Source organism: Anaerolineales bacterium (assembly GCA_037382465.1).
GTDB lineage: Bacteria > Chloroflexota > Anaerolineae > Anaerolineales > E44-bin32 > WVZH01.
In genome coordinates, this window is record JARRPX010000002.1 from 196,160 (window position 1) to 215,556 (window position 19,397).

20 protein-coding genes are annotated in these 19,397 nt (G+C 53.7%); 4 read left to right on the forward strand and 16 right to left on the reverse strand.

The genetic code is table 11. The features are described from left to right. Positions 1-16: 16 nt before the first annotated feature. The 3 genes from P8Z34_01345 to P8Z34_01355 all read right to left on the reverse strand — a co-directional run bounded on the left by P8Z34_01345 (position 17) and on the right by P8Z34_01355 (position 2,015). Positions 17-454 carry a PaaI family thioesterase gene (locus tag P8Z34_01345; protein ID MEJ2549308.1) on the reverse strand — a complete coding sequence of 146 codons (438 nt, stop codon included), beginning with the start codon at positions 452-454 and terminating at the stop codon, positions 17-19. A gap of 65 nt (positions 455-519) precedes the next feature. Beyond that, entirely contained in the window at positions 520-1,044 is a 525-nt protein-coding gene (locus P8Z34_01350; GenBank protein MEJ2549309.1) for a DUF2314 domain-containing protein, read from the reverse strand. Positions 1,045-1,115: 71 nt separating this feature from the next. Continuing rightward, positions 1,116-2,015, reverse strand: coding sequence for a methyltransferase domain-containing protein (locus P8Z34_01355; GenBank protein MEJ2549310.1), 900 nt, complete (start codon positions 2,013-2,015; stop codon positions 1,116-1,118). A 245-nt stretch (positions 2,016-2,260) separates the two neighbouring features. Between P8Z34_01355 and P8Z34_01360 the strand changes: the two genes are divergently transcribed. Next, positions 2,261-3,175 carry a squalene/phytoene synthase family protein gene (locus P8Z34_01360; GenBank protein ID MEJ2549311.1) on the forward strand — a complete coding sequence of 305 codons (915 nt, stop codon included), beginning with the start codon at positions 2,261-2,263 and terminating at the stop codon, positions 3,173-3,175. Between the two features lie 45 nt (positions 3,176-3,220). On the opposite strand, the gene P8Z34_01365 is transcribed toward P8Z34_01360, so the two are convergent. Both P8Z34_01365 and P8Z34_01370 read right to left on the reverse strand, forming a co-directional pair. Next, the gene (locus P8Z34_01365) at positions 3,221-3,742 is read right to left on the reverse strand and encodes a GNAT family N-acetyltransferase (protein ID MEJ2549312.1); all 522 of its coding nucleotides are present in this window, start codon (positions 3,740-3,742) and stop codon (positions 3,221-3,223) included. Beyond that, positions 3,743-3,952, reverse strand: a complete 210-nt coding sequence (locus tag P8Z34_01370; protein MEJ2549313.1) for a hypothetical protein — start codon at positions 3,950-3,952, stop codon at positions 3,743-3,745. A gap of 370 nt (positions 3,953-4,322) precedes the next feature. Between P8Z34_01370 and P8Z34_01375 the strand changes: the two genes are divergently transcribed. Then, the gene (locus tag P8Z34_01375; GenBank protein ID MEJ2549314.1) at positions 4,323-5,492 is read left to right on the forward strand and encodes a hypothetical protein; all 1,170 of its coding nucleotides are present in this window, start codon (positions 4,323-4,325) and stop codon (positions 5,490-5,492) included. Positions 5,493-5,564: 72 nt separating this feature from the next. On the opposite strand, the gene P8Z34_01380 is transcribed toward P8Z34_01375, so the two are convergent. The 9 genes from P8Z34_01380 to sufC form a co-directional block, all read right to left on the reverse strand. Next, entirely contained in the window at positions 5,565-7,877 is a 2,313-nt protein-coding gene (locus P8Z34_01380) for an amino acid permease (protein ID MEJ2549315.1), read from the reverse strand. Between the two features lie 169 nt (positions 7,878-8,046). After that, positions 8,047-10,740, reverse strand: a complete 2,694-nt coding sequence (ppdK, locus tag P8Z34_01385) for a pyruvate, phosphate dikinase (protein ID MEJ2549316.1) — start codon at positions 10,738-10,740, stop codon at positions 8,047-8,049. A 225-nt stretch (positions 10,741-10,965) separates the two neighbouring features. Next, a complete protein-coding gene (locus P8Z34_01390) occupies positions 10,966-11,316 on the reverse strand; it encodes a non-heme iron oxygenase ferredoxin subunit (GenBank protein ID MEJ2549317.1) in 351 nt (116 codons plus the stop codon). Positions 11,317-11,319: 3 nt separating this feature from the next. Beyond that, positions 11,320-11,718 (reverse strand): SUF system NifU family Fe-S cluster assembly protein, encoded by a 399-nt coding sequence (locus P8Z34_01395; GenBank protein MEJ2549318.1) that lies wholly within the window; start codon positions 11,716-11,718, stop codon positions 11,320-11,322. Positions 11,719-11,799: 81 nt separating this feature from the next. Next, positions 11,800-13,044, reverse strand: a complete 1,245-nt coding sequence (locus P8Z34_01400; protein ID MEJ2549319.1) for a cysteine desulfurase — start codon at positions 13,042-13,044, stop codon at positions 11,800-11,802. Positions 13,045-13,069: 25 nt separating this feature from the next. Then, positions 13,070-13,360, reverse strand: a complete 291-nt coding sequence (locus tag P8Z34_01405) for a hypothetical protein (GenBank protein MEJ2549320.1) — start codon at positions 13,358-13,360, stop codon at positions 13,070-13,072. Positions 13,361-13,413: 53 nt separating this feature from the next. After that, positions 13,414-14,778, reverse strand: a complete 1,365-nt coding sequence (gene sufD / locus P8Z34_01410) for a Fe-S cluster assembly protein SufD (protein ID MEJ2549321.1) — start codon at positions 14,776-14,778, stop codon at positions 13,414-13,416. Between the two features lie 48 nt (positions 14,779-14,826). Continuing rightward, positions 14,827-16,239 carry a Fe-S cluster assembly protein SufB gene (gene sufB / locus P8Z34_01415; protein MEJ2549322.1) on the reverse strand — a complete coding sequence of 471 codons (1,413 nt, stop codon included), beginning with the start codon at positions 16,237-16,239 and terminating at the stop codon, positions 14,827-14,829. A gap of 24 nt (positions 16,240-16,263) precedes the next feature. After that, entirely contained in the window at positions 16,264-17,046 is a 783-nt protein-coding gene (gene sufC / locus P8Z34_01420) for a Fe-S cluster assembly ATPase SufC (protein ID MEJ2549323.1), read from the reverse strand. 228 nt (positions 17,047-17,274) lie between these two features. Here sufC and P8Z34_01425 point away from each other — a divergent pair, with 228 nt between their 5' ends. Together P8Z34_01425 and P8Z34_01430 are read left to right on the forward strand one after the other, a co-directional pair. After that, positions 17,275-17,907, forward strand: a complete 633-nt coding sequence (locus P8Z34_01425; GenBank protein ID MEJ2549324.1) for an ArsR family transcriptional regulator — start codon at positions 17,275-17,277, stop codon at positions 17,905-17,907. Beyond that, positions 17,904-18,251, forward strand: a complete 348-nt coding sequence (locus P8Z34_01430) for an iron-sulfur cluster assembly protein (GenBank protein MEJ2549325.1) — start codon at positions 17,904-17,906, stop codon at positions 18,249-18,251. Before P8Z34_01425 ends, P8Z34_01430 begins: the two co-directional genes overlap by 4 nt. Before the next feature lie 128 nt (positions 18,252-18,379). On the opposite strand, the gene P8Z34_01435 is transcribed toward P8Z34_01430, so the two are convergent. Next, the gene (locus tag P8Z34_01435; GenBank protein ID MEJ2549326.1) at positions 18,380-18,682 is read right to left on the reverse strand and encodes a hypothetical protein; all 303 of its coding nucleotides are present in this window, start codon (positions 18,680-18,682) and stop codon (positions 18,380-18,382) included. Between the two features lie 94 nt (positions 18,683-18,776). Then, the gene (locus P8Z34_01440; protein ID MEJ2549327.1) at positions 18,777-19,352 is read right to left on the reverse strand and encodes a sigma-70 family RNA polymerase sigma factor; all 576 of its coding nucleotides are present in this window, start codon (positions 19,350-19,352) and stop codon (positions 18,777-18,779) included. Positions 19,353-19,397 lie beyond the last annotated feature (45 nt).

The window sequence follows — 19,397 nt, forward strand, 5'->3', positions numbered from 1 at the left end:
ACGGCAGTTCGTTGCCTTAAGCGACGATCCAATGGGTCGCACGCGCACGTGCCAGCAGACTCCCCTCAAGATCACGAACCCGCGCCGTAAAATACAGCTTCTTTTCATCTGCTTCGACGAATTGCGCTTCGATGGTGATATGACCCATCGCAGGTGAAACGGATCGATTGTAGGTAATTTCTAAACTGCGTGTGACGTTTGGTGGGGCAACCAGCATACTCAGCGGGCCGAGCGTGTTGTCGATGGCAGCCGCCAGCATACCTCCCTGCATCGTGCCGTAAGGATTGCAGTAGCGTTCGAGAACCGGGAAACAGGTTACCAGGCAGCCTTCTGTAGCATCGAAATGCACGAATTCACCCTGCATGTCTACAAATACAGGCGGTGGAATCTGATAGTTTTCAAACTTATCGCCAAGTCTGGATTTCAGCAGTTCCAACAATGATGAAGAGACCATACGATTTTTCCCCTACTGGCTGTTTATTTGCTACGATCTACATCGATATACTGGCTACACGCAATCTACTCTTCGTCCGGAATCTCAAAATCAATACTTTCCAGGAAAGTCTCCTTTTCCTCCGCACTCATGCGATCCACCAGCACACGCAAAGTGTATCCGCCGAGCAAAACGCCGTCCTCGATGATCATCCAATCCGAGACGTCTTCACGAGGGACCTTCACTTTTTCATCGAGGTTCAGGTACGTGGCGTCCAGCGGCTGATTTCCGATTCGTCCTGAGAATTGCTCCCCATCGTACTCTACATCATACAACCAGATGTGTTCGAAGGAAGCAGGTTCATCCGTCGTCGCGAACTTCGCCTTGATCGAAAAATGAGTTTGTCCAGGTTTCGGAGAATTGAGGAACTCAACAAACGCATCCAGAGTCGCCTGAGCTTGCTCGATGGCCGCGTTCATGTCCTCATCTTCAGAAGCGATGCGGTATACATCGGGTTCCCCCTCCCGTTTGACGACGTCCTCTCCTTGCAGCAGCGAGCAGCCTGAAACCAGTGTCCATGCCAATATGCATATAAGAATCGTTCGTTTCACTTTCATCCTCCGTTGCGTAAGGTCGTTCCTACCAAATCAAACGAAACACCCTCTCCGGCAAGTCGTAGCGCTCACACCTGCGTGATCTCGAGATATTTACTGGCAAACACACCATTTTCGATGCGCAGGCAGGGAATGCCGCCGATGATCGGATAAACTACCAACGCCTCCGGACTGAACAGCATTCCACCGACCTCTTCTAACCGCGTCTTGTACTTCGGGCATGCCAGGATGTGGTTCGAGGACGACGTTCGTTCGTCCTTCTTGATAATCGTGAGGGCCGTCGGGTTCAACGGATTAGAGGTGACCGGAAATAGCTTGTGCTCGATGACCTCGTATCCGAGCGATTCGGATGTGCCTGGCAAATTCTTGCAATAGCCGTGTGAATCCATGCGCCGCCTGGCTTCGTCGCTGGACAATTCGTATCCGGGCTCCAGCAGTATGATGTACCGCATCGCAACCCGATGCAGCTCCTTGAGGATGATCTCCTCATACCCCCCATTGGGTTCGATCGAATGAGATGTATAAACGACATCGATCGAATTGTCCGCATACGGCAGGTGGAGCAAACTACCTGTACACAGGGTCGCATTCCCGATTCCAGCATCTTTAAGCCATCTTCGTGCATACGCTACCCGCGACCAGCTCAAGTCAAAGGCGTAACTTGGTATCGTCCTTTCTAAGCCGAGCAGAACACCGGAATACGTCGTGCCCTCCCCCACACCCGATTCTAAAATCGATTTGGGCCTGCATAAAGATTGGATCGTTTTGACGATTTCGGCACAATAATTCCGCTTGCGTAGTGCGACATCACCATCCTTCTGTGCATCCGTGTAGCTCCCTGTTTGTAAATCATATGAAATTTCGATAATTTCATCCGTGTTGTGGTCGACTTCCAATTCTTCACGCAATATTTCACTGATGTTCTTTCCCTGTTCGTACAACATCTTCAATTGTCGAGGCGTCAGCATCAGCCACATCTCTCCTTGTCAGCCGCAGATCGCCTTCAGTAACAGCCTGGTGGTCTCGGTCCGGGCAGCTTTGAGATTTCGCATGACTTAAATACGCACAGAAATCAACCCATTATAAATGATCTTCCGAAGCAGACATGCGATCCCATTTCAACGTTACACTTTTCCTCGAAAACCTGATTGTACGTGACTATTGCGAATCGTCGAACTTGATATAATAGCGCGACATAGGATTTAGCAGGATCATGAAAACCGCAGAACTCGCTCGTTCGATCACCCGAAACGGAAGCAAACAAACGTACGTCACCGCACGTTTAATGGTGGACAGGGAACTCGTGGACGACTTCCTCAGTGCGTATGCGTATTTTCGCTGGGTCGATGATGTGATCGACGTTTATTCTCGCTCCGATCAAGAACGCATCGCCTTCATGGAACGCCAGAAAATAATCATCGAAGGACTTTTTAATGGCGAGACGTTCGAAGACTTTTCAGAAGAAGAAACGATAATCGCCAACCTCATTCGACACCGTTCGTCGAAAGACGAAGGATTGGCATCATTCGTACGCAACATGCTGGCGATCATCGATTTCGATGCCCACCGCAAGGGACGCCTGATCAAACGAAACGAACTTGCCTGGTATACAGAAAGGTTGGGAATATCTGTCACCGATGGCATCCAATATTTTATCGGGCACGGTCATCCTTATTCCAAAACAAACGAACAATATCTGGCCGCCACCGCGGCACACATCACTCACCTTCTGCGGGATATGCTCCTGGACATCGCAGATGGATTTGTCAATATCCCGATGGAATATCTTCAGGCACACAATATTGATCCCTATGACTATACGACTCAAGCATTTCGAGCGTGGGTAAAGGATCGAGTGGAATTGGCCCGACGGTTGTTTATTGAAGGTAAAAAATATCTGGACCGTCTGGATGTACTGCGTTGTAAAATTGTCGGCTATTGGTATTGTGCACGTTTCGAAGGTGTATTGGACTTGATCGAAAGGGATAATTACGTCCTACGCGAGGTGTACAACGAAAGACGGAGTATCGCCACCCATTTGAAAATTGGCTGGATCGGGATCAGCGTCACGCTGCGCCATTTGTTCCGCAAGCTGACGAACATCATCTCCCCTCTAAGTATCCGCTGATCGGTCTACTGCTTACCGAACGAAGTTATTCGCTGTCGGACCCCATTAGTTGCTTGCCAGTCTGCAAACCATCACCCGATCCTTTTGACGGTCTTTTCCGACCCAGAAGTCTTTCGTTCCTGTGATACGAAAACCTTGCTGCGTGTAAAAAGCAATCGCACGGCCGTTTTCCTCCCAAACCCCAAGCCAGAGAGTCCGGCCATCCAGTTCAATCGCAGATGCTTTCGCTGCTTTCATCAAATCCTGTGCAGCCCCCTTGCCTTGCCATGGTTTGTCGATATAGAAGCGCCAGAGTTCTATCGGAGACTCGCCAGACACACATGCTGGTGCATCTCCTCGCCTGATCTGAGCGTAGCCGATCATTTGACCGTCGAGTTCAACGATCAACGTCCGGATTTCGCTGTTCGTTATTTCTGCTCGCTGCTGGCGAATACTGTACCGTGTAGACAGGAATTCCTCTAGATCGCGGGGGTCAGTGAACTCTCCGAATGTCTGTGCATAGGTCCTGGAGGCGAATTCAGTTAGAACTTCCGCATCCTGGGGTAGGGCTCGTCGGATAGTGATCATCTAGACACCACCACATAGAATCGAATGTTTTTCGATTAGCGTACCGCTTCCCGTATCTGAAACGAACATGTGATCCGCATCACAACAGGTCTCGATTTCATCATCAACTGCCACTTCGATTAGATGCATACCCAATTTCATCACTTGGATCAAGCGGATGTACACATTGTAAAGCGAACGTCCGGACAGCCATTCGCCTTCCAAACCCATGTCGCCCTCAGATCCGATAGGGACACATGCTACTCCTTGATGGGATACCAAATCCCACAATGTTGGATTAGCGGCATGTTCCTACTTCTGTATGACTTTCAATGACGTCTTACGGCTCCCATCTATTATTTATAATCGATTGGCTGAAAGTGTTAATATCCAATCTCAGTGAGACCAGGTTAAGATTAACCCACAAGATTACTGCATTCCGGGAATATGCTAAGGATACAATTGACTTAATAATATGGCTATCCGCAGTTTTACGGGCAGATTCCGCAGATTGACAGCGACCGCCTCGCGCGATAGAGTAGGCACCGGTCGATCTACATTCGATCCGGATCGACAACGATGCAACAACAAGGAGTTTAACTTGAAACGTATCCTGCTCGACTTCGCCGCGATTTTCGTACTGGCTGCCTGCAATGCACCGGTAAACGTATCACCTTCCCCGACGATTGCGATCCCTCCGCCGCCCACTGAAACGGTCACTCCGGAACCTACAAGCACCGCGACACCACAGGTGCTCGAGGTCGAGATGCCGGATTCGTCGACCATCGTGCTCGATTTCGTCGCTGCGGTGTGTACCGCCGAATGGTCGAACAACGGTGAATACTTGCCTTGTCCCGGGGACCCCAACGACACGGGCGCCGGTTATGTCCAACGACTGGATCATACGATCATTTCAGGCAACATTCTGGTCGAGTCGCCTTCTCTTATTACCATCCCGGCGTACGATAGACTCGCGGGTATTTTCGGCCATTATCCGGCCGTTGAGGTATGGCAAGGCGATACGTTTCACGCTGTTCTGGCATGTAAACCTTCCGCTATCGCTTGCAACGTCGATTTCGGTCTCAGCTACTTCGACGCCAACGGCACTTTCCACGACCTTTCACCTGATCTCGGACCACGACCGATCTCAGATCACGACGCCGCCAGCGGTGCGTACACCGAGGTCGTAATCGATCTCAGCTCGCTGACCGGTCAAACGGTGGAATTTGTCCTCGTGGTGCGCACATCAGGGGATCGGGAACTTTACAATCCAATTTGGATCAGCCCTTATATCCAACGAGATCCCGATGCTGAACGGCCCGTTCCGGTCGTCGTCGCTACGGCGACCACATCAAGCGCCGGCACTTCGAGCGGCACGCCGGGTACGATATCGGGAATGGTCGACATGTCGTCCGCACCTCCGTATCTCAAGGACTCCTACACGGGCGGCGAATCACCCGTCGTGGTCATGTTCTTCAACCTGGATGACAACACCTGGTGGTGGATCCACAGCACACCGACTCACCCGTATTACCGGATGACGGTTCCACCAGGGAATTATCACGTCGTGGCCTACGCCAAGGGCGTCGGTGGCGTTCCATACGTTACCGGCGGATACACCGGCAGCAACCCTTCCTGCGGGAAAGCGCTGAAAACCGTAACCGTACCGTCAAACGGCAGCGTCGAGAACATCGTCATCGCCGATTGGAATTGGAGTTGCGGTGGTGATGCTTATCGTCCGGATAAACCCCCATCCGTGCCGATTCCGTAAGGCATCGTGACAGTTAACCCCAAGCTCCCCTTTGAGGGGAGCTTGGGGTTTCGAATGGAAAATCTATTAGAATCAATCCAACGGTTTCGGAACGGTAGGCTCTAGCAGCGCCTGACGCACGAAGCTGTGAAGCGGCGTACTGCGCCTTTTTACCATCATCACCGTCACTTTGGCCTGGCGGGCGACACGTTCCGTCATCGTGCCGACCAATAGATTCTTGAACACCGGCTCGTCGCTCGCCGCCAGGACGATCAAGTCGTAGCCCTCCGCCTGCTCCAGGATGGTCGTCCCAAGATCTGCGCCTTGCACGACACGCGATTCCAGGTTTCCGAAGTCGATCCCGTCGACGCTGTCTTCCAGCGCACGGGAGCCGCGCACGTGACTATGCTCTTTGGCATGGAAGGGAACGATGTGCAGCGCAGTGACCAATGCGGGTTCCGGCTTCTCCGCCGACGCCATGTCCACCGCCAATTTGACCGCACGCCGGCTGTTAGGTCCTCCGGAGACCGGCACGAGTATTTTCTTCAAAGGACGCCATTGCCGGTAACGAACGACGACAACGTCCGTGGGCGGATTATCCACGATGGGATCGATCACCGATCCGAAAACCTTGCCGGATGTATGAGTGTATCCGGGCCACCCCAAGACGATAAGGTCTGAAGCGTTTTCCATCGCCGTCTGTCGTATTGCCGCCGACACATTTCGTCCGAGGCGGATGATGGTGTGTACGGGAACTTCGTAGCTGCGTGCTTGCTCTATCACTTCTTCCAGGTACACGCGGCCTTCGCGGAGCAAGAAGCGCCCGTCTCCCAGCGTGAGCTGCGGTGGTACTTTGGCCACGTTCAACGCCAGGACTTCACCCTGCCGCTGCTGTGCGAGAATCGCGCCTATAGCGCCCAGAACCCGCGCCTCCTCCTTCGTGGACACAGGGACCAGGACAGAGTAATCCCGGCTGACCAAAACCTCTTCGAGTAAAATTTCTTTGGGCCTTTCCATCTCCTCGACGCGCGAGAAATAAAATGCGTAGGCGAGCAGGCCAATCACCACCCAGATGATGGTCGCATACCAGGCGATAGAACTAAATTGGAAAACATACAGCGCCAGAACCGCATTGGAGAGAATCGCGAGCATTGGCAGCACCGGAAACCAGGGCACCATAAAACCTCGCTTGAGTTCGGGCTGCTGCAAGCGCAAGAACAGTACAGCGAGATTTACCATCAAAAAAAGCAGCAAGAACATGATACTCGCCGCTGAGGCGACATCCTGGATGGGGAGAGTCCAGGCCATGATGACCATCAAGCCGCCGGTGGCCAGCACGGCCAAATACGGCGTGTGACGCTGCGGGTGGATCTTGGCAAAAAACGACGGCAGGTTGTGGTCGCGGCCCATGGCAAAAGACACCCGAGATGAAGCGTAGGTCGTGGCGTTCAAAGCTGACGTCGTGGACGCCAGGCCGCTCAAGAGCAGGATCAACCCGCCAATGCCAAATGGGAATACCTGCTGAGCGACTTGAATCACGGCGACTTCACCCTGCTGGCCGAGGTAGGCGTAACCCGCCTGACCATTCGGTGGTTGGACGGCACCGATCACCACGAAACCTACAAGAACATAAATCAGGACCGCGATTCCGATGGAATAGAAAACTGCCCGCGGAATGTTGCGATTCGGATCGATGACTTCCTCTCCCGATTGAGCGATAATCTCGTAGCCCTCAAAGGCGATAAAGGTCAACCCCATCGCCACGAATACACTGAAGAAACCGTTCGGGAAGAAATCTGCGGTGAAGCGCGTGTACCAGGAATCCGTCCGCATCATGGCAATGATGCCGAAGAACACTAGACAGCCAAGAATGGCGATTTTGGTCACCGTAAGAAAATTACCGACTGCGGCGGTTTCTGATGCACCCCGGTAATTGGTAGCGATGAATATGAAGATGATGAGCGTCATGAAAATCCGGCTCAACTGCTCTACAGACAACCCCACAACCGGTATATTGAAGAGGAATACCAATTCGGCTGCGAAACGACCAAAAGCCAGTGCATACAAGCTGCCGGCAACGGTCTGGGCAAACCAGCTCATCCAGCCGGACAAGAACCCCAACGTCCCTCCGAGCGCCTCCCTGATCCATTGATAGCCGCCGCCGGCACCGGGAAATGCAGAACCAAGCTCGGCATAGGACATCGCCGTAAACGAAGTTACGAGACCATTGAGCAGGAAGACCAGGATCAAAGCGGGGCCGGCAATACCCGCGGCGATTCCCGTGAGAACGAAGATCCCCGCACCCACCATGCCACCGACACCAATCATGGTAACGGTGAACAAATTGAGGTCACGGCTCAACGTGACATCTTCTCTTCTTTGTTCGCGTTCGATTTCCGCGTTCACAAAACTCTCCTACATGCCTGGCTCGTTGTTCGACGTGCACCATTCGATCGTCTCGTCATTGTACACGAAACCAGGGGCTGCGACTATTTTCGATTTCACGACAAAATACAAAGGGCACATCCCAAGAGGATGCACCCTTCGTTTGGTCGATTCGAATTACCTGACAGGTTTACGCTTGCTCCAAAGCCGCATGGGCCGCAGCCAGTCGTGCAATCGGCACGCGGAACGGCGAGCAACTCACGTAGTTCAATCCGTACTCATGACACTGACGGATCGAATCAGGATCTCCACCGTGTTCGCCGCAGATGCCCACTTCCAATTCGGGCCGAGTCTCGCGGCCTTCCGTGGTTGCGATTCGCATCAATCGGCCCACTCCATCGCGATCGATCGTCTGGAACGGGTTGGATGGCAGAATGCCTTTGTCGATGTACTCAATGAGGAAACCCGCCTCTGCATCGTCGCGGCTGATGCCGAAGGTCGTTTGGGTGAGATCGTTCGTGCCGAAGGAGAAGAATTGCGCATACTCGGCAATCTGTCCCGCCGTAAGTGCGGCGCGAGGGATTTCGATCATCGTGCCAAACATGTAATGCACTTCGCAGCCCTGCTCTTCCATCACGGCCTTGGCTACTTCTTCCAGTGTAGCCTGCTGGACCTTCAACTCGTTCACGTGGCTGGTCAGCGGGATCATCACCTCGGGATGGACTTCGACGCCGTCCTTGGTTACCAGACAGGCCGCCTCGAAGATCGCGCGTACCTGCATCTTGGTCACACCCGGCATGTGGATCCCGAGGCGGACGCCGCGCAACCCCAACATCGGGTTGGCTTCTCGCATCGATTCGACGGCCTCCAGCATCTCCTCTTTCTTGGCCAGTTCTTTCTTGTCGCCGCCTTTGATCCTCAATTCTGTGACTTCCACGAGGAGTTCATCGTGACTTGGAAGGAATTCGTGGAGCGGTGGATCGATCAGGCGGATGATGACCGGCAGGCCGTCCATCACACGGAACAAGCCCTCGAAATCAGAACGCTGGAACGGCAGCAATTTCGTCAACGCGTCCTCGCGTTCTTTATCCGTCTTGGCCAAAATCATCTGCTGCACGAATGGCAATCGTTCCGTTTCAAAGAACATGTGCTCCGTGCGGCACAGACCGATACCCTGCGCGCCATAATCCCGAGCGCGTTGTGCGTCTCGTGGATAGTCCGAGTTGGCATAAACGCCAAGCCGACGAATGTCGTCCGCCCAGGAGAGCAGCTTGATCAGATAGGGATCATTGATGTCAGGAACGACGGTATCCAGCTGGCCGAGGTACACCTCACCGAGCGTACCGTCGATCGATACCCAATCACCTTCTTTAATTACCTTTCCATCGACGGTCATCTGCCGTTCAAAAAGGTCGAGCTCCAATGCCGAACAGCCAACGACTGCCGGCTTGCCGAATTGGCGTGCGACCAGCGCAGCGTGGCTCGTGCGGCCGCCTCGGCTGGTGAGGATGCCGTTCGCCGCCAACATGCCGTGTACGTCATCGGGCTTGGTTTCGGGGCGCACCATGATGACTTCGAGGCCGTCTTCCTTGGCCCACTTTTCTGCCGTGTCGGCGTCGAAAGCAATCTGCCCTACTGCTGCACCGGGGGAGACATTCAAGCCCTCGGCGATTTTCTTCCCGGCTGCGGCGGCTGCTTTTTTAGCCTTGGGGTCGAACTGGGGGTGAAGGAAGAAGTCCACCTGATCGGGCGAAATGCGTTTCACCGCTTCTTCCTTGGAGATCAACCCTTCGTCCGTCAGATCTACGGCGATGCGAACTGCAGCCTGTGCGGTACGCTTACTGTCGCGCGTCTGCAGCATCCACAACTTGCCGTGCTCGATGGTGAATTCGACGTCCTGCACCTCATGGTAATGATTTTCGAGGTTCTGGAGGATGTCTTCGAATTGTTCGTAAATCTTGGGCATCTTCTTCTTCAGCTCTTCGATCTCGAGTGTCTGGCGGATACCCGCAACCACGTCTTCTCCCTGGGCATTGATGAGGAAGTCGCCTTCGACGTCTTTCGTCCCCACGGTGATGTTGCGCGTCGTGGCCACCCCGGTTCCCGAGTCGTCCCCCATGTTCCCGAAGACCATGGTCTGAATATTTACGCCCGTTCCCAGATCGTGGGAAATGCCGGCGCCGTTACGATAATCCACGGCTCGTTTCCCGTTCCAGGAAGCGAATACTGCTTCGGTCGCCATGCGCAGTTGCTCGTACGGATCCGTCGGGAATTCCTTGCCGGTGTTCTCTTTGACGATTTTCTTGAACTTTTCGGTGATCTCTTTCCAGTCTTCCGCGGAAAGCTCAGCGTCGGTTTCCACACCACGTTTCTTGCGGTACTCGGTGATGACCTCTTCGAAAGGTTCGTCCGAGACACCCATCACCACGGTGCCGAACATCTGCACCAGCCGTCGATACGAGTCGTAGACAAAGCGAGGGTCTTTGGTCAACTCGATCATTCCAGCGGCCGTTTCGTCGTTGAGGCCGATGTTGAGCACGGTATCCATCATACCCGGCATCGAGAACTTGGCGCCGGAGCGGCTGGAAACCAGGAGCGGGTTCTTGGGATCGCCGAACTTCTTTCCCGTCTTCTTCTCAACTTCCTTCATTGCTTCAAGTACTTGATCCCACAGCCCTTCAGGAAATTTGTTTCCTGCTTTGAGATAGGCGTTGCAAGCTTCGGTCGTCACCGTAAAACCGGGCGGCACGGGGGCGCCGATGCGCGTCATATCACCCAGGTTGGCGCCTTTTCCCCCCAGTAACGCACGTACGCCTTCCCAGGAGCCGGCCTTCTTCTCGGCCTGATCAACTTCGTCGAACATAAAAACCCATTTTTTAGCCATTTAAGTCCTCCAAACTCCGAATGGAGTATTCGTATCATCGAGGGGACAGTATCCGCGCCGCGTCCGCTGCTTGCGCGGCCACGGCGCCACTCACACAATTTGTAATCATAATACAAAAACACCCCGATGTCAGGGGCGTTTCGTCATATTTATCGGCTTACTTCCAACGTATGCCCGACAGGATGAGATAAATCCCACTTGGTCGATTCCAAGTTCTATAGAGGCTCACGCCACGGGCAGCCCGACCAGAATCTGCTTTCCTTCCACGCGCACGGGATAGGCAGCGATGTCTACGACGGCCGGCATGGAGAGTGCCTTTCCACTCTCCAGATCGAAGCGGGCTCCATGCCGTGGACATTCGATCGAATGATCGACGAGATCGCCTTCCGCGACCGGTCCATTATCGTGCGAACAGACGTCGTCGATTGCAAAGTAGCGCCCGGCAATGTTGAAAACCGCGATCGGTGCGCCATCGATTTCCAGGAATATTCGCTCGCCGTCTGCCAGATCTGTCACTTCCGCAACGGCCACGAATTCGAGTTTCTCGTCAGGAAGTTCGCGGTAATTGAACGTCAACGGCTACTCCAACGTGATCTCGTCCTCGATCGTATCCAACCCGTAAACGCTCGCCTTCAACACTTTCAGGGAAAGCAAAGCGCACTTCAAGCGAATCGGCCCCACTTCGATGCCCAGCATATCGAGTACGTCCTGTTTGGTGAGCTTTCGGATTTCATCGAGCTTCTTGCCTATGATCGATTCAACGAGTAAATCCGCCGAGGCGATCGATATGGCGCAGCCCGTGCCGCTGAACGCCGCCTCCGTCACACGATCCTCACCATCCACACGCAGGTCGATGCGAATTCGATCGCCGCAGAGCGGGTTGTCGTCCTCATACGAAAAATCATGCGGGTCGAGGGATCCCCGCATGCGAGGGTTTTTATAGCGGTCGATGATTTGTTCCCGGTAAAGATCTTCCATGGTTTGGCGTTAATGATAACGCATAATTTCCTATTCGTGATTTATCCGCCCGCGAGATGCCAAAGCGCTCGGACCTATGGATCAGATGTCGAAAACCTTGATGACTTTGTGCAACCCTTCGATCAGCCGATCGATCTCCTCCATCGTATTGTACAGGTAGAAAGATGCACGCACGGAAGCAGGGATCTTGAAACGTTCGTGAAGCGGCATGGTGCAATGATGGCCGGCCCGCACTGCGATTCCATCATGGTCCAATATCTGGGCGACGTCATGGGGATGAATGCCTGCCATGGTATAGGAGACGACACCTCCACGCGCGTCGAGTTCGGGTCCGTAGATCGTCACACCGGGGACTTCGCTGAGGCGGTCCAGGGCATAACCTGTCAGGACTCGCTCATGCGTATGAATATCTTCGATGCCCACGTCGTTCAAGAAATCAACCGCAGCACCCAGCCCGATTGCCTGCGCGATCGCCGGGGTTCCCGCTTCGAATTTCCAGGGGATGTCGTTCGGTGTGAAGCCATCAAAACTGACCCGTTTTATCATGTCGCCACCGCCCATGAACGGCGGCATCGCTTCTAAAAGCGCTTCTCGCCCATAAAAGACCCCTATTCCCGTCGGGCCGCACATCTTATGGCCGGAGAATGCATAAAAATCGACATCTAATTCGCTTACATCGACAGCAAGGTGAGGGACGGACTGCGCACCGTCGACCAACACCAAAGCGCCCGCTTCATGCGCCATACCCGTCATCTGCGCCACGGGATTGATCGTACCCAGCATATTGGAAACGTGTACGAAAGCGACCAAACGCGGTTCTTCTTCCAGCAGCGTTCGGTACGCATCGAGATCCAATTTTCCCTGGTCGGTCACGGGCACGAATTCCAGGCGCAAACCGATTTCCTCGGCCAACAAATACCAGGGCACGAGATTCGAATGGTGCTCCATTTCCGTGAGCAGCACGAGATCGCCGGCTTTCAGATTTGCTCTTCCCCAAGCGTTGGCCAGTAAATTGATGGATTCGGTCGCATTGCGCGTGAAAACCACTTCGCGCGCGGTACGGGCGCCGATAAAATCTGCGATACGCTTGCGGGCTCCTTCGTGCGCCTGGGTAGCTTCTTCCGCCAATTTATGAATGCCGCGGTGGATGTTTGAATTGTGATGCTCGTAAAAATCCACCAAAGATTCGATCACCGACCTGGGTTTTTGTGAGGTCGCCGCCGAATCGAGATAAACCAGCCTCGTGCCGGGATAGACTTCCCGCGAGAGCACCGGAAATTGTTCACGAATTCGTTCGACGTCGAAGAGCTTCACCTGAGAGTGCACGATTCAAATCCTTGTCTGCAGATACTTACTTCTTCTTCGACTTGGAGCGCTTACTCGAGCGTCGTTTCGTCGCCGAACGGATCTTATCGCTTCCCTGTGGACACCACAGGACGCGATCCGGAACCATCCAGCCGTCGGTCAGGTAGACGTCCTCGGCAAATTGAACCGCAACGCGTTTCTCTTCGGCCTGTACCACGACGCCTTCCATCCAATCTCGCACGCGGCGCCCCTCGCGGTCGTGATCGCAGAACACCTCGACACGATCTCCAACCTGGTACTGTTCCTGGGCAATCTGCCCATCTATTAAAGGATTCATTGTCTTTTTCGTCACTTGAATACCCCGCCTTTACATCGAGCTGAGCTGCTTGTTCATGCAAGCAACGAATCACCGTTTAGTTTCTCGTCGATCATCCTTTTAAACCGTTGGCGAACGCGCTCGAATGGAATACGCTCCATTATGGGCGCGAAAAAGCCGTCGATGACCAATCGCTCCGCCATGTCCCGCGGAAGTCCGCGGGACATGAGATAGAAGATCGGTTCAGCTTCGAGCTGTCCAACGGTTGCCCCATGGGTACAGCGTACATCGTCCGCCAGAATCTCCAGCCCGGGAATCGAATCCGCACGTGCATTTTCACTCAACAACAAGTTGCGGTTCGCCTGGTAGCCGTCCGTGATTTGCGCGCCCGGCGCGACGTAGATCATGCCCTGCCAGACGGAACGGCTGTGATCCAAAAGCGCCCCTTTGAAGAGCAGATCACTGGTCGTGTGGGGAGCCAGGTGATTCTGCTGGGTGTCGTGATCCAGATGCTGCTCGCCGTTCGCAAAATAGAAAGCGGACATGCGTACTTCGGCACCCTCTCCCAGAAGATCGATGTCGCTGAAATTTTTCGTCAGATGGCTGCCCACGCCAGCGTAGATCCAGTTCAAGTTTCCGTCAGCCTTTATTTTTGCACGTTCGTGGGAAAAATTCCAGACATTTTTTCCCAGATTCTGGACTTCGACGAACGTCAACTCCGCGCCTTTTCCGATAGAAATCTCTACGATGCCGGCGTGCATCGCTTCGCCATCCTGCCGTGTAGGTGAGGCCAGTTCGTGTACGAACGTCGCCGACGCCCCCTGCTCTAGCACGATCATCAGACGACTGAAAAACGCCGTCTCGACTCCCGCAGGCCAGATTACTGCGTGTAGAGGCTGTTCGAGATGCACGTCCTTGGGAACATAAAGCAGCACGCCGTCTCTCGCCAGCGATGCCGCCAGCGCCGAAAACTTGCCTTCATCTGCGGCGACGATCGTCCCCAGATACTTTTCCAGGATCGACGCATGTTCGCCGACCGCCGTCGCCCAATCGGTAAAAATCACGCCTTGTTTGTCCACCTCCGCATCGTGTTCCCACTGAGGTGAATGTCCCGGTCTGACGACCAGCAGCGAACCATGTTGGTCGGCGGCGAGGGATTCCAGCAATGCTGGGTTCACCTCGACGTCTTCCGCAGGTTTCAATTCAAATGTATCGGCCGGTATCGAGCGGATATCCGTACGTCGCCAGGGCTCGTCTTTCAAAGTCGGCAGCGGCATGTCCTTGAAGCGCTTCCATGCCATCACGCGTTTCTCGGCCAACCAATCCGGCTCGTTCAAGTCCGCAGACACATTGCGTACATCCGCTTCGGAGAAAGTGAAATCCGCCGTCATGCGCCGGACGGCAGGTTGTTTTCGTTTCACAACTGTACGAGTGCTCATGCTCCAAGTTATCCTTGCGGTCGACCCTTCGTTTGCAGCACAAAGGGATTAGCCAATCGAACCTTCCATCTGGACCTGGATTAATCGATTCATTTCCACGGCGTATTCCATGGGCAGTTCTTTGACCAACGGCTCGATGAAACCAGAGACGACCATGGTGATCGCCTCCTCTTCGCTCAACCCACGACTCATCAAATAGAAGAGTTGATCTTCGCCCACCTTGCTCACCGAAGCCTCGTGGCCGATGTTCACCAGTTCTTCGTCGATCTCGATGGACGGATAGGTATCTGATTGGGAATTCTCGTCGAGCAGCAGCGCGTCACAAACAACATTGGATTTCGAATTCTTGGCGCCATCGTACACCTTCAACAGGCCGCGATAAGATGCCCGGCCGCCGCCCTTGCTGATCGACTTCGATGTAATCTTACTGGTCGTATTGGGCGCAACGTGGATCACCTTGCCGCCGGTATCCTGATGCTGGTGGTCGGCGGCGAAGGCCATGGAGAGAATCTCGCCGTGCGCCCGCGGTCCCATCAGGTAGCAGGAGGGATACTTCATTGTCACCTTGCTGCCCAGGTTGGCGTCGATCCATTCCATGGTGCCACCTGCGCTCACCATCGAGCGCTGTGTCACCAGGTTGTAAACGTTGGTCGACCAGTTCTGAATGGTGGTATAGCGGCAGCGGGCGTTCTCTTTCACGATGATCTCAATTACACCGCTGTGGAAGGAATTCGTCGTGTAAGATGGCGCTGTACAGCCTTCCACGTAATGCACCTGCGCACCCTCGTCGACAATGATCATCGTCCGCTCAAACTGCCCGATGTTGGCGACGTTGAGGCGAAAATAGGCTTGCAAGGGCAGCTCCACTTTCACACCCGGCGGCACGTAAACGAATGAGCCGCCCGACCACACGGCGCTGTTCAACGCCGCGAATTTATTGTCCGTGATCGGAATTACGGTTCCGAAATACTTGCGGAACAATTCTTCGTGATCGCGCAAGCCGTTTTCGATGCTCACGAAGATGACGCCCTTTTTGGCCAGTTGTTCCTGCACGCTATGATAGACCATCTCCGATTCATACTGCGCGCCCACACCGGAGAGGAATTTCTGCTCCGCTTCCGGGATCCCTAGGCGGTCAAACGTTTCTTTGATCGTTTCTGGTACGTCATCCCAGGATTTTCCTTCTTGCTCAGCAGGCCGAACGTAGTAATAGATGTCGTCGAAGTCGAGCTGACTCAGGTCCGCGCCCCACGTGGGCATCGGGCGCTCCTGAAAGTGTTTCAGACCTTTGAGGCGGAATTCCAGCATCCAATCCGGCTCCCCCTTCATCGCCGAAATCTGCCGAACAACTTCCTCATCGAGGCCTTTGCGGGTTTTGAAAACCGAGACATCCGGATCGCGAAATCCGTACTTGTATTCATCCAAACCTTCGAGATGTTCGAGATCCGATCGCGTCGCCATGTCAATACCTCCACTCCACCTTCACTACGCCTTCACTGGCTCCTCGGCGTACTTCTCTCGAACCCAATCGTAGCCATGCTCTTCGAGCTGCAAGGCCAATTCCGCCGAACCGGATTCTACGATGCGTCCGTTCAACATGACGTGGACGAAATCCGGTTTGATGTAATTCAAAATCCTCTGGTAGTGCGTGATGATGAGTACGCCCAGATCCGGACCCGCTAAAGCGTTTACACCATGGGAGACGATCTTGAGGGCATCGATATCAAGACCCGAATCCGTTTCGTCCAGAATGGCTATGCGAGGTTCCAACGTGGCCATCTGCAGGATCTCGGCCCGCTTCTTCTCTCCTCCGGAGAAACCTTCGTTCAAATACCGCCCCGCAAAATCATGCGACATCTCGAGCAAGTCCATCTTTTGCTTGAGCAATTTCCTGAACTCGGGAATCGAGATTCCCTTGTACTCCGGATCGTCGTTTTTTCGTTTGGCGTTGATCGCCATGCGCAGGAAGTTCGCCATGGTCACACCGGGAATGGACACGGGATATTGAAAGGCGAGGAACAATCCCAGTCGCGAGCGTTCATCCGGGTTGAGTTCGATGATATTTTTACCTTGGAAATCCACTTCCCCACGAGTTACTTCATAATTGGGATGTCCCATGAGTGCGTACGCGAGCGTGGATTTTCCGGTTCCGTTCGGTCCCATCAACGCGTGAATCTCACCTTGCTTGATCTTCAGATTGACGCCCTTAAGGATTTCTTTCCCCTCGATGGAGACGTGCAGGTCCCGTATCTCCAGCGCGGTACCCATTTATTCCCTCCAGTCGCAGTAAGCAACGCTGCGACCTAGCTTGTCTGAATCGCATAGACGGGATTATAGCATCCTTCAATCTAGTCGTCAATATTTCTGATAAAAATAATAAATATTCACCTATCGTACGGCCTCGAAAAGTCGACATCGGAATTATGTGGGGGATAAAAATGATAAAAATCTAAAATATTGACAGATCGTCCCCATGAGGTTATACTCGCGATTACTATGACTTCTGGAACGCGTGATACGATCTTACGTGCATTGCGTGTTCAGGACGAGTGCACGGTCAAAGAACTGGCCGAGACAGTTGGCATTTCTCCCGTATCCGTACGCCATCACCTCACCCATCTTCAAGCGGAAGGCCTGGTTCAAGCCAAAGAAGTGCGCAGCGGCGTCGGCAGACCGCATCACGTCTTCCTGCTCACCGATGACGGCCGGGAGCGTTTTCCCTCCCGCTATTTCCGCCTGACAAATCGTTTATTGGAGGAGATCAAAGATTCCATTTCGGACGAGAAGGTCAACGAGTTATTTTCGGGAATCGCAGACACGCTCGCCGAACGATACGCCGAACAATTACGAGCCCTTCCGCTGCACGAACGGCTGCAGCGATTGGTTGACCTGCTCTCCGATGAGGGTTTCGACGCAGAATTGGAGTTGAAGGAAGACCAGGTCATCATCCGTGAATTGAGTTGTCCGTACTTCAAACTCGCACAAGAGCATCCGGAAGTCTGCCTGCTCGATCAGGAGTTCATCGCCAAATCGCTTTCCCTGCCGGTCGAGCAAGTTACGTGTCTGACGAAGGGAGATTCCCACTGCGCCTTCGCCATCGCTACCGCGGCGGAAGAGGTATCTCCATGACCCAGGACAACACTGAATTGAAGACCATTTGGGAGGCCGATTCAACGCATCCCAAGCTCGCTGCGGAAATCCGAGATACCCTCCGGCAAGTAGTCGATCCCGAACTCGGCTTGAACATCATCGAATTGGGATTGATCCGAGAAGTGCACATCGAGGACGAGAGCATGACGGTGAAAATGATCCTCACCACGCCGTTTTGCCCTTACGGACCTGCACTGCTTGAGATGGCTCGCGCCAAGGCAGAAGAAGTCGCCAACAAGCCGACGAAAATCGAACTGGGAATGGAAATGTGGGACCAGAGCATGATGGAAGATGAAGCCGCGGCGGAATGGGGGTTATTCTAACCGATCGGCATACGCAGCGGCAGAGTATTCGTCAACGACCGAGACGCTCATATCGAGCGTCTCGGTTTTTTCGACACACAATGTGATGGGCCATGCGCCGGAATGCCGGTATATCGGTGGAATCAACCTCAAGCCGAAATCGAAGTGGGTTCTGTCGAACCACGCCGCCTGCGGCTCAAGTTGTTGATCAACCCACCCCACGACGAAATGCCGCGCACGAAAAGCCGGATGATGGTCACAGCGACCAGGATGATAGTTGCCAAGACGACGATGACCATCCAACCCGAAAACAGATTGCCGCCGTGATAATGAACCAGCCGAGCTTTCAGTCGTTTGACGAATAAGCTCCTGGGTTCGACGGGTACCAAGGTTTCGGCCAATATCCGCTCTAAGTCTTTATTATCGAGTTGCTCAGGCTTGACCGCGGCCATTGTGGATTTTCCTCCAACATCCATACTCGCTCAGCTACTGCCATCATTTACATGCATTGCAACGGTCGTCGAATGCAATAGACTATGATGATTCCTATTCATCTCCCGAAGCCGACTGGTTTTCTCTGGCGTGCACTTCTTCGCGCAGTGCAATCAGCGTCCGATGATATAAACTCTTAATTGCGCCTTCCGTTCTGCCCATAATCTCGCCGATTTCGGCGTTCGACAATCGTTCCACGAACTTCAATATCAGCAATTGTTGTCGATCGTCGGGCAAGGTCCGGACCGCATCGAGCAGCATCGATTGTTCTTCTTGTACGATCGCCTCCGCCTCCGGATGGTGACTGACCTTGCTGACGGCCACGTGATCTTCCAGTGGAATGACGGGCCGGCGGCTTCGATCCCGGTGCCAATTTGCCACGAGATTGTGGGCGATACGATAAAGCCAGGCCGAGAATGGAACGCCCTTGTCTTCAAATTTCGGCACGTGGCGTAGCGCCCGCTGGAATACCCGTGCAGTCAAATCCTCCGCATCTTGCTGGTTTCCCGTGCGATAGTAGATGTAGTTGTATATTCTACGGACGTGCCGTTCGTACAACTCCCCAAACGCTTCCGCATCGGTTGCAGCCATCGCCGCAAGTTCGAGATCGTTGATCTCGTGATGCGTCATCAAGAGAGATTCCTCACTGCACGCCTGTTGAAAATGAAAACACCG

What these genes read in the sequence shown, in the direction of transcription:
- ppdK (MEJ2549316.1), bottom strand. Translation starts at nt 10,740, where the DNA reads ATGGCTAAAAAATGGGTTTTTATGTTCGACGAAGTTGATCAGGCCGAG.
- P8Z34_01435 (MEJ2549326.1), bottom strand. Translation starts at nt 18,682, where the DNA reads ATGGCCGCGGTCAAGCCTGAGCAACTCGATAATAAAGACTTAGAGCGG.
- P8Z34_01355 (MEJ2549310.1), bottom strand. Translation starts at nt 2,015, where the DNA reads ATGCTGACGCCTCGACAATTGAAGATGTTGTACGAACAGGGAAAGAAC.
- P8Z34_01345 (MEJ2549308.1), bottom strand. Translation starts at nt 454, where the DNA reads ATGGTCTCTTCATCATTGTTGGAACTGCTGAAATCCAGACTTGGCGAT.
- sufC (MEJ2549323.1), bottom strand. Translation starts at nt 17,046, where the DNA reads ATGGGTACCGCGCTGGAGATACGGGACCTGCACGTCTCCATCGAGGGG.
- P8Z34_01440 (MEJ2549327.1), bottom strand. Translation starts at nt 19,352, where the DNA reads ATGACGCATCACGAGATCAACGATCTCGAACTTGCGGCGATGGCTGCA.
- P8Z34_01360 (MEJ2549311.1), top strand. Translation starts at nt 2,261, where the DNA reads ATGAAAACCGCAGAACTCGCTCGTTCGATCACCCGAAACGGAAGCAAA.
- P8Z34_01425 (MEJ2549324.1), top strand. Translation starts at nt 17,275, where the DNA reads ATGACTTCTGGAACGCGTGATACGATCTTACGTGCATTGCGTGTTCAG.
- P8Z34_01395 (MEJ2549318.1), bottom strand. Translation starts at nt 11,718, where the DNA reads ATGGAAGATCTTTACCGGGAACAAATCATCGACCGCTATAAAAACCCT.
- P8Z34_01365 (MEJ2549312.1), bottom strand. Translation starts at nt 3,742, where the DNA reads ATGATCACTATCCGACGAGCCCTACCCCAGGATGCGGAAGTTCTAACT.
- P8Z34_01370 (MEJ2549313.1), bottom strand. Translation starts at nt 3,952, where the DNA reads ATGGGTTTGGAAGGCGAATGGCTGTCCGGACGTTCGCTTTACAATGTG.
- sufB (MEJ2549322.1), bottom strand. Translation starts at nt 16,239, where the DNA reads ATGGCGACGCGATCGGATCTCGAACATCTCGAAGGTTTGGATGAATAC.
- P8Z34_01405 (MEJ2549320.1), bottom strand. Translation starts at nt 13,360, where the DNA reads ATGAATCCTTTAATAGATGGGCAGATTGCCCAGGAACAGTACCAGGTT.
- sufD (MEJ2549321.1), bottom strand. Translation starts at nt 14,778, where the DNA reads ATGAGCACTCGTACAGTTGTGAAACGAAAACAACCTGCCGTCCGGCGC.
- P8Z34_01430 (MEJ2549325.1), top strand. Translation starts at nt 17,904, where the DNA reads ATGACCCAGGACAACACTGAATTGAAGACCATTTGGGAGGCCGATTCA.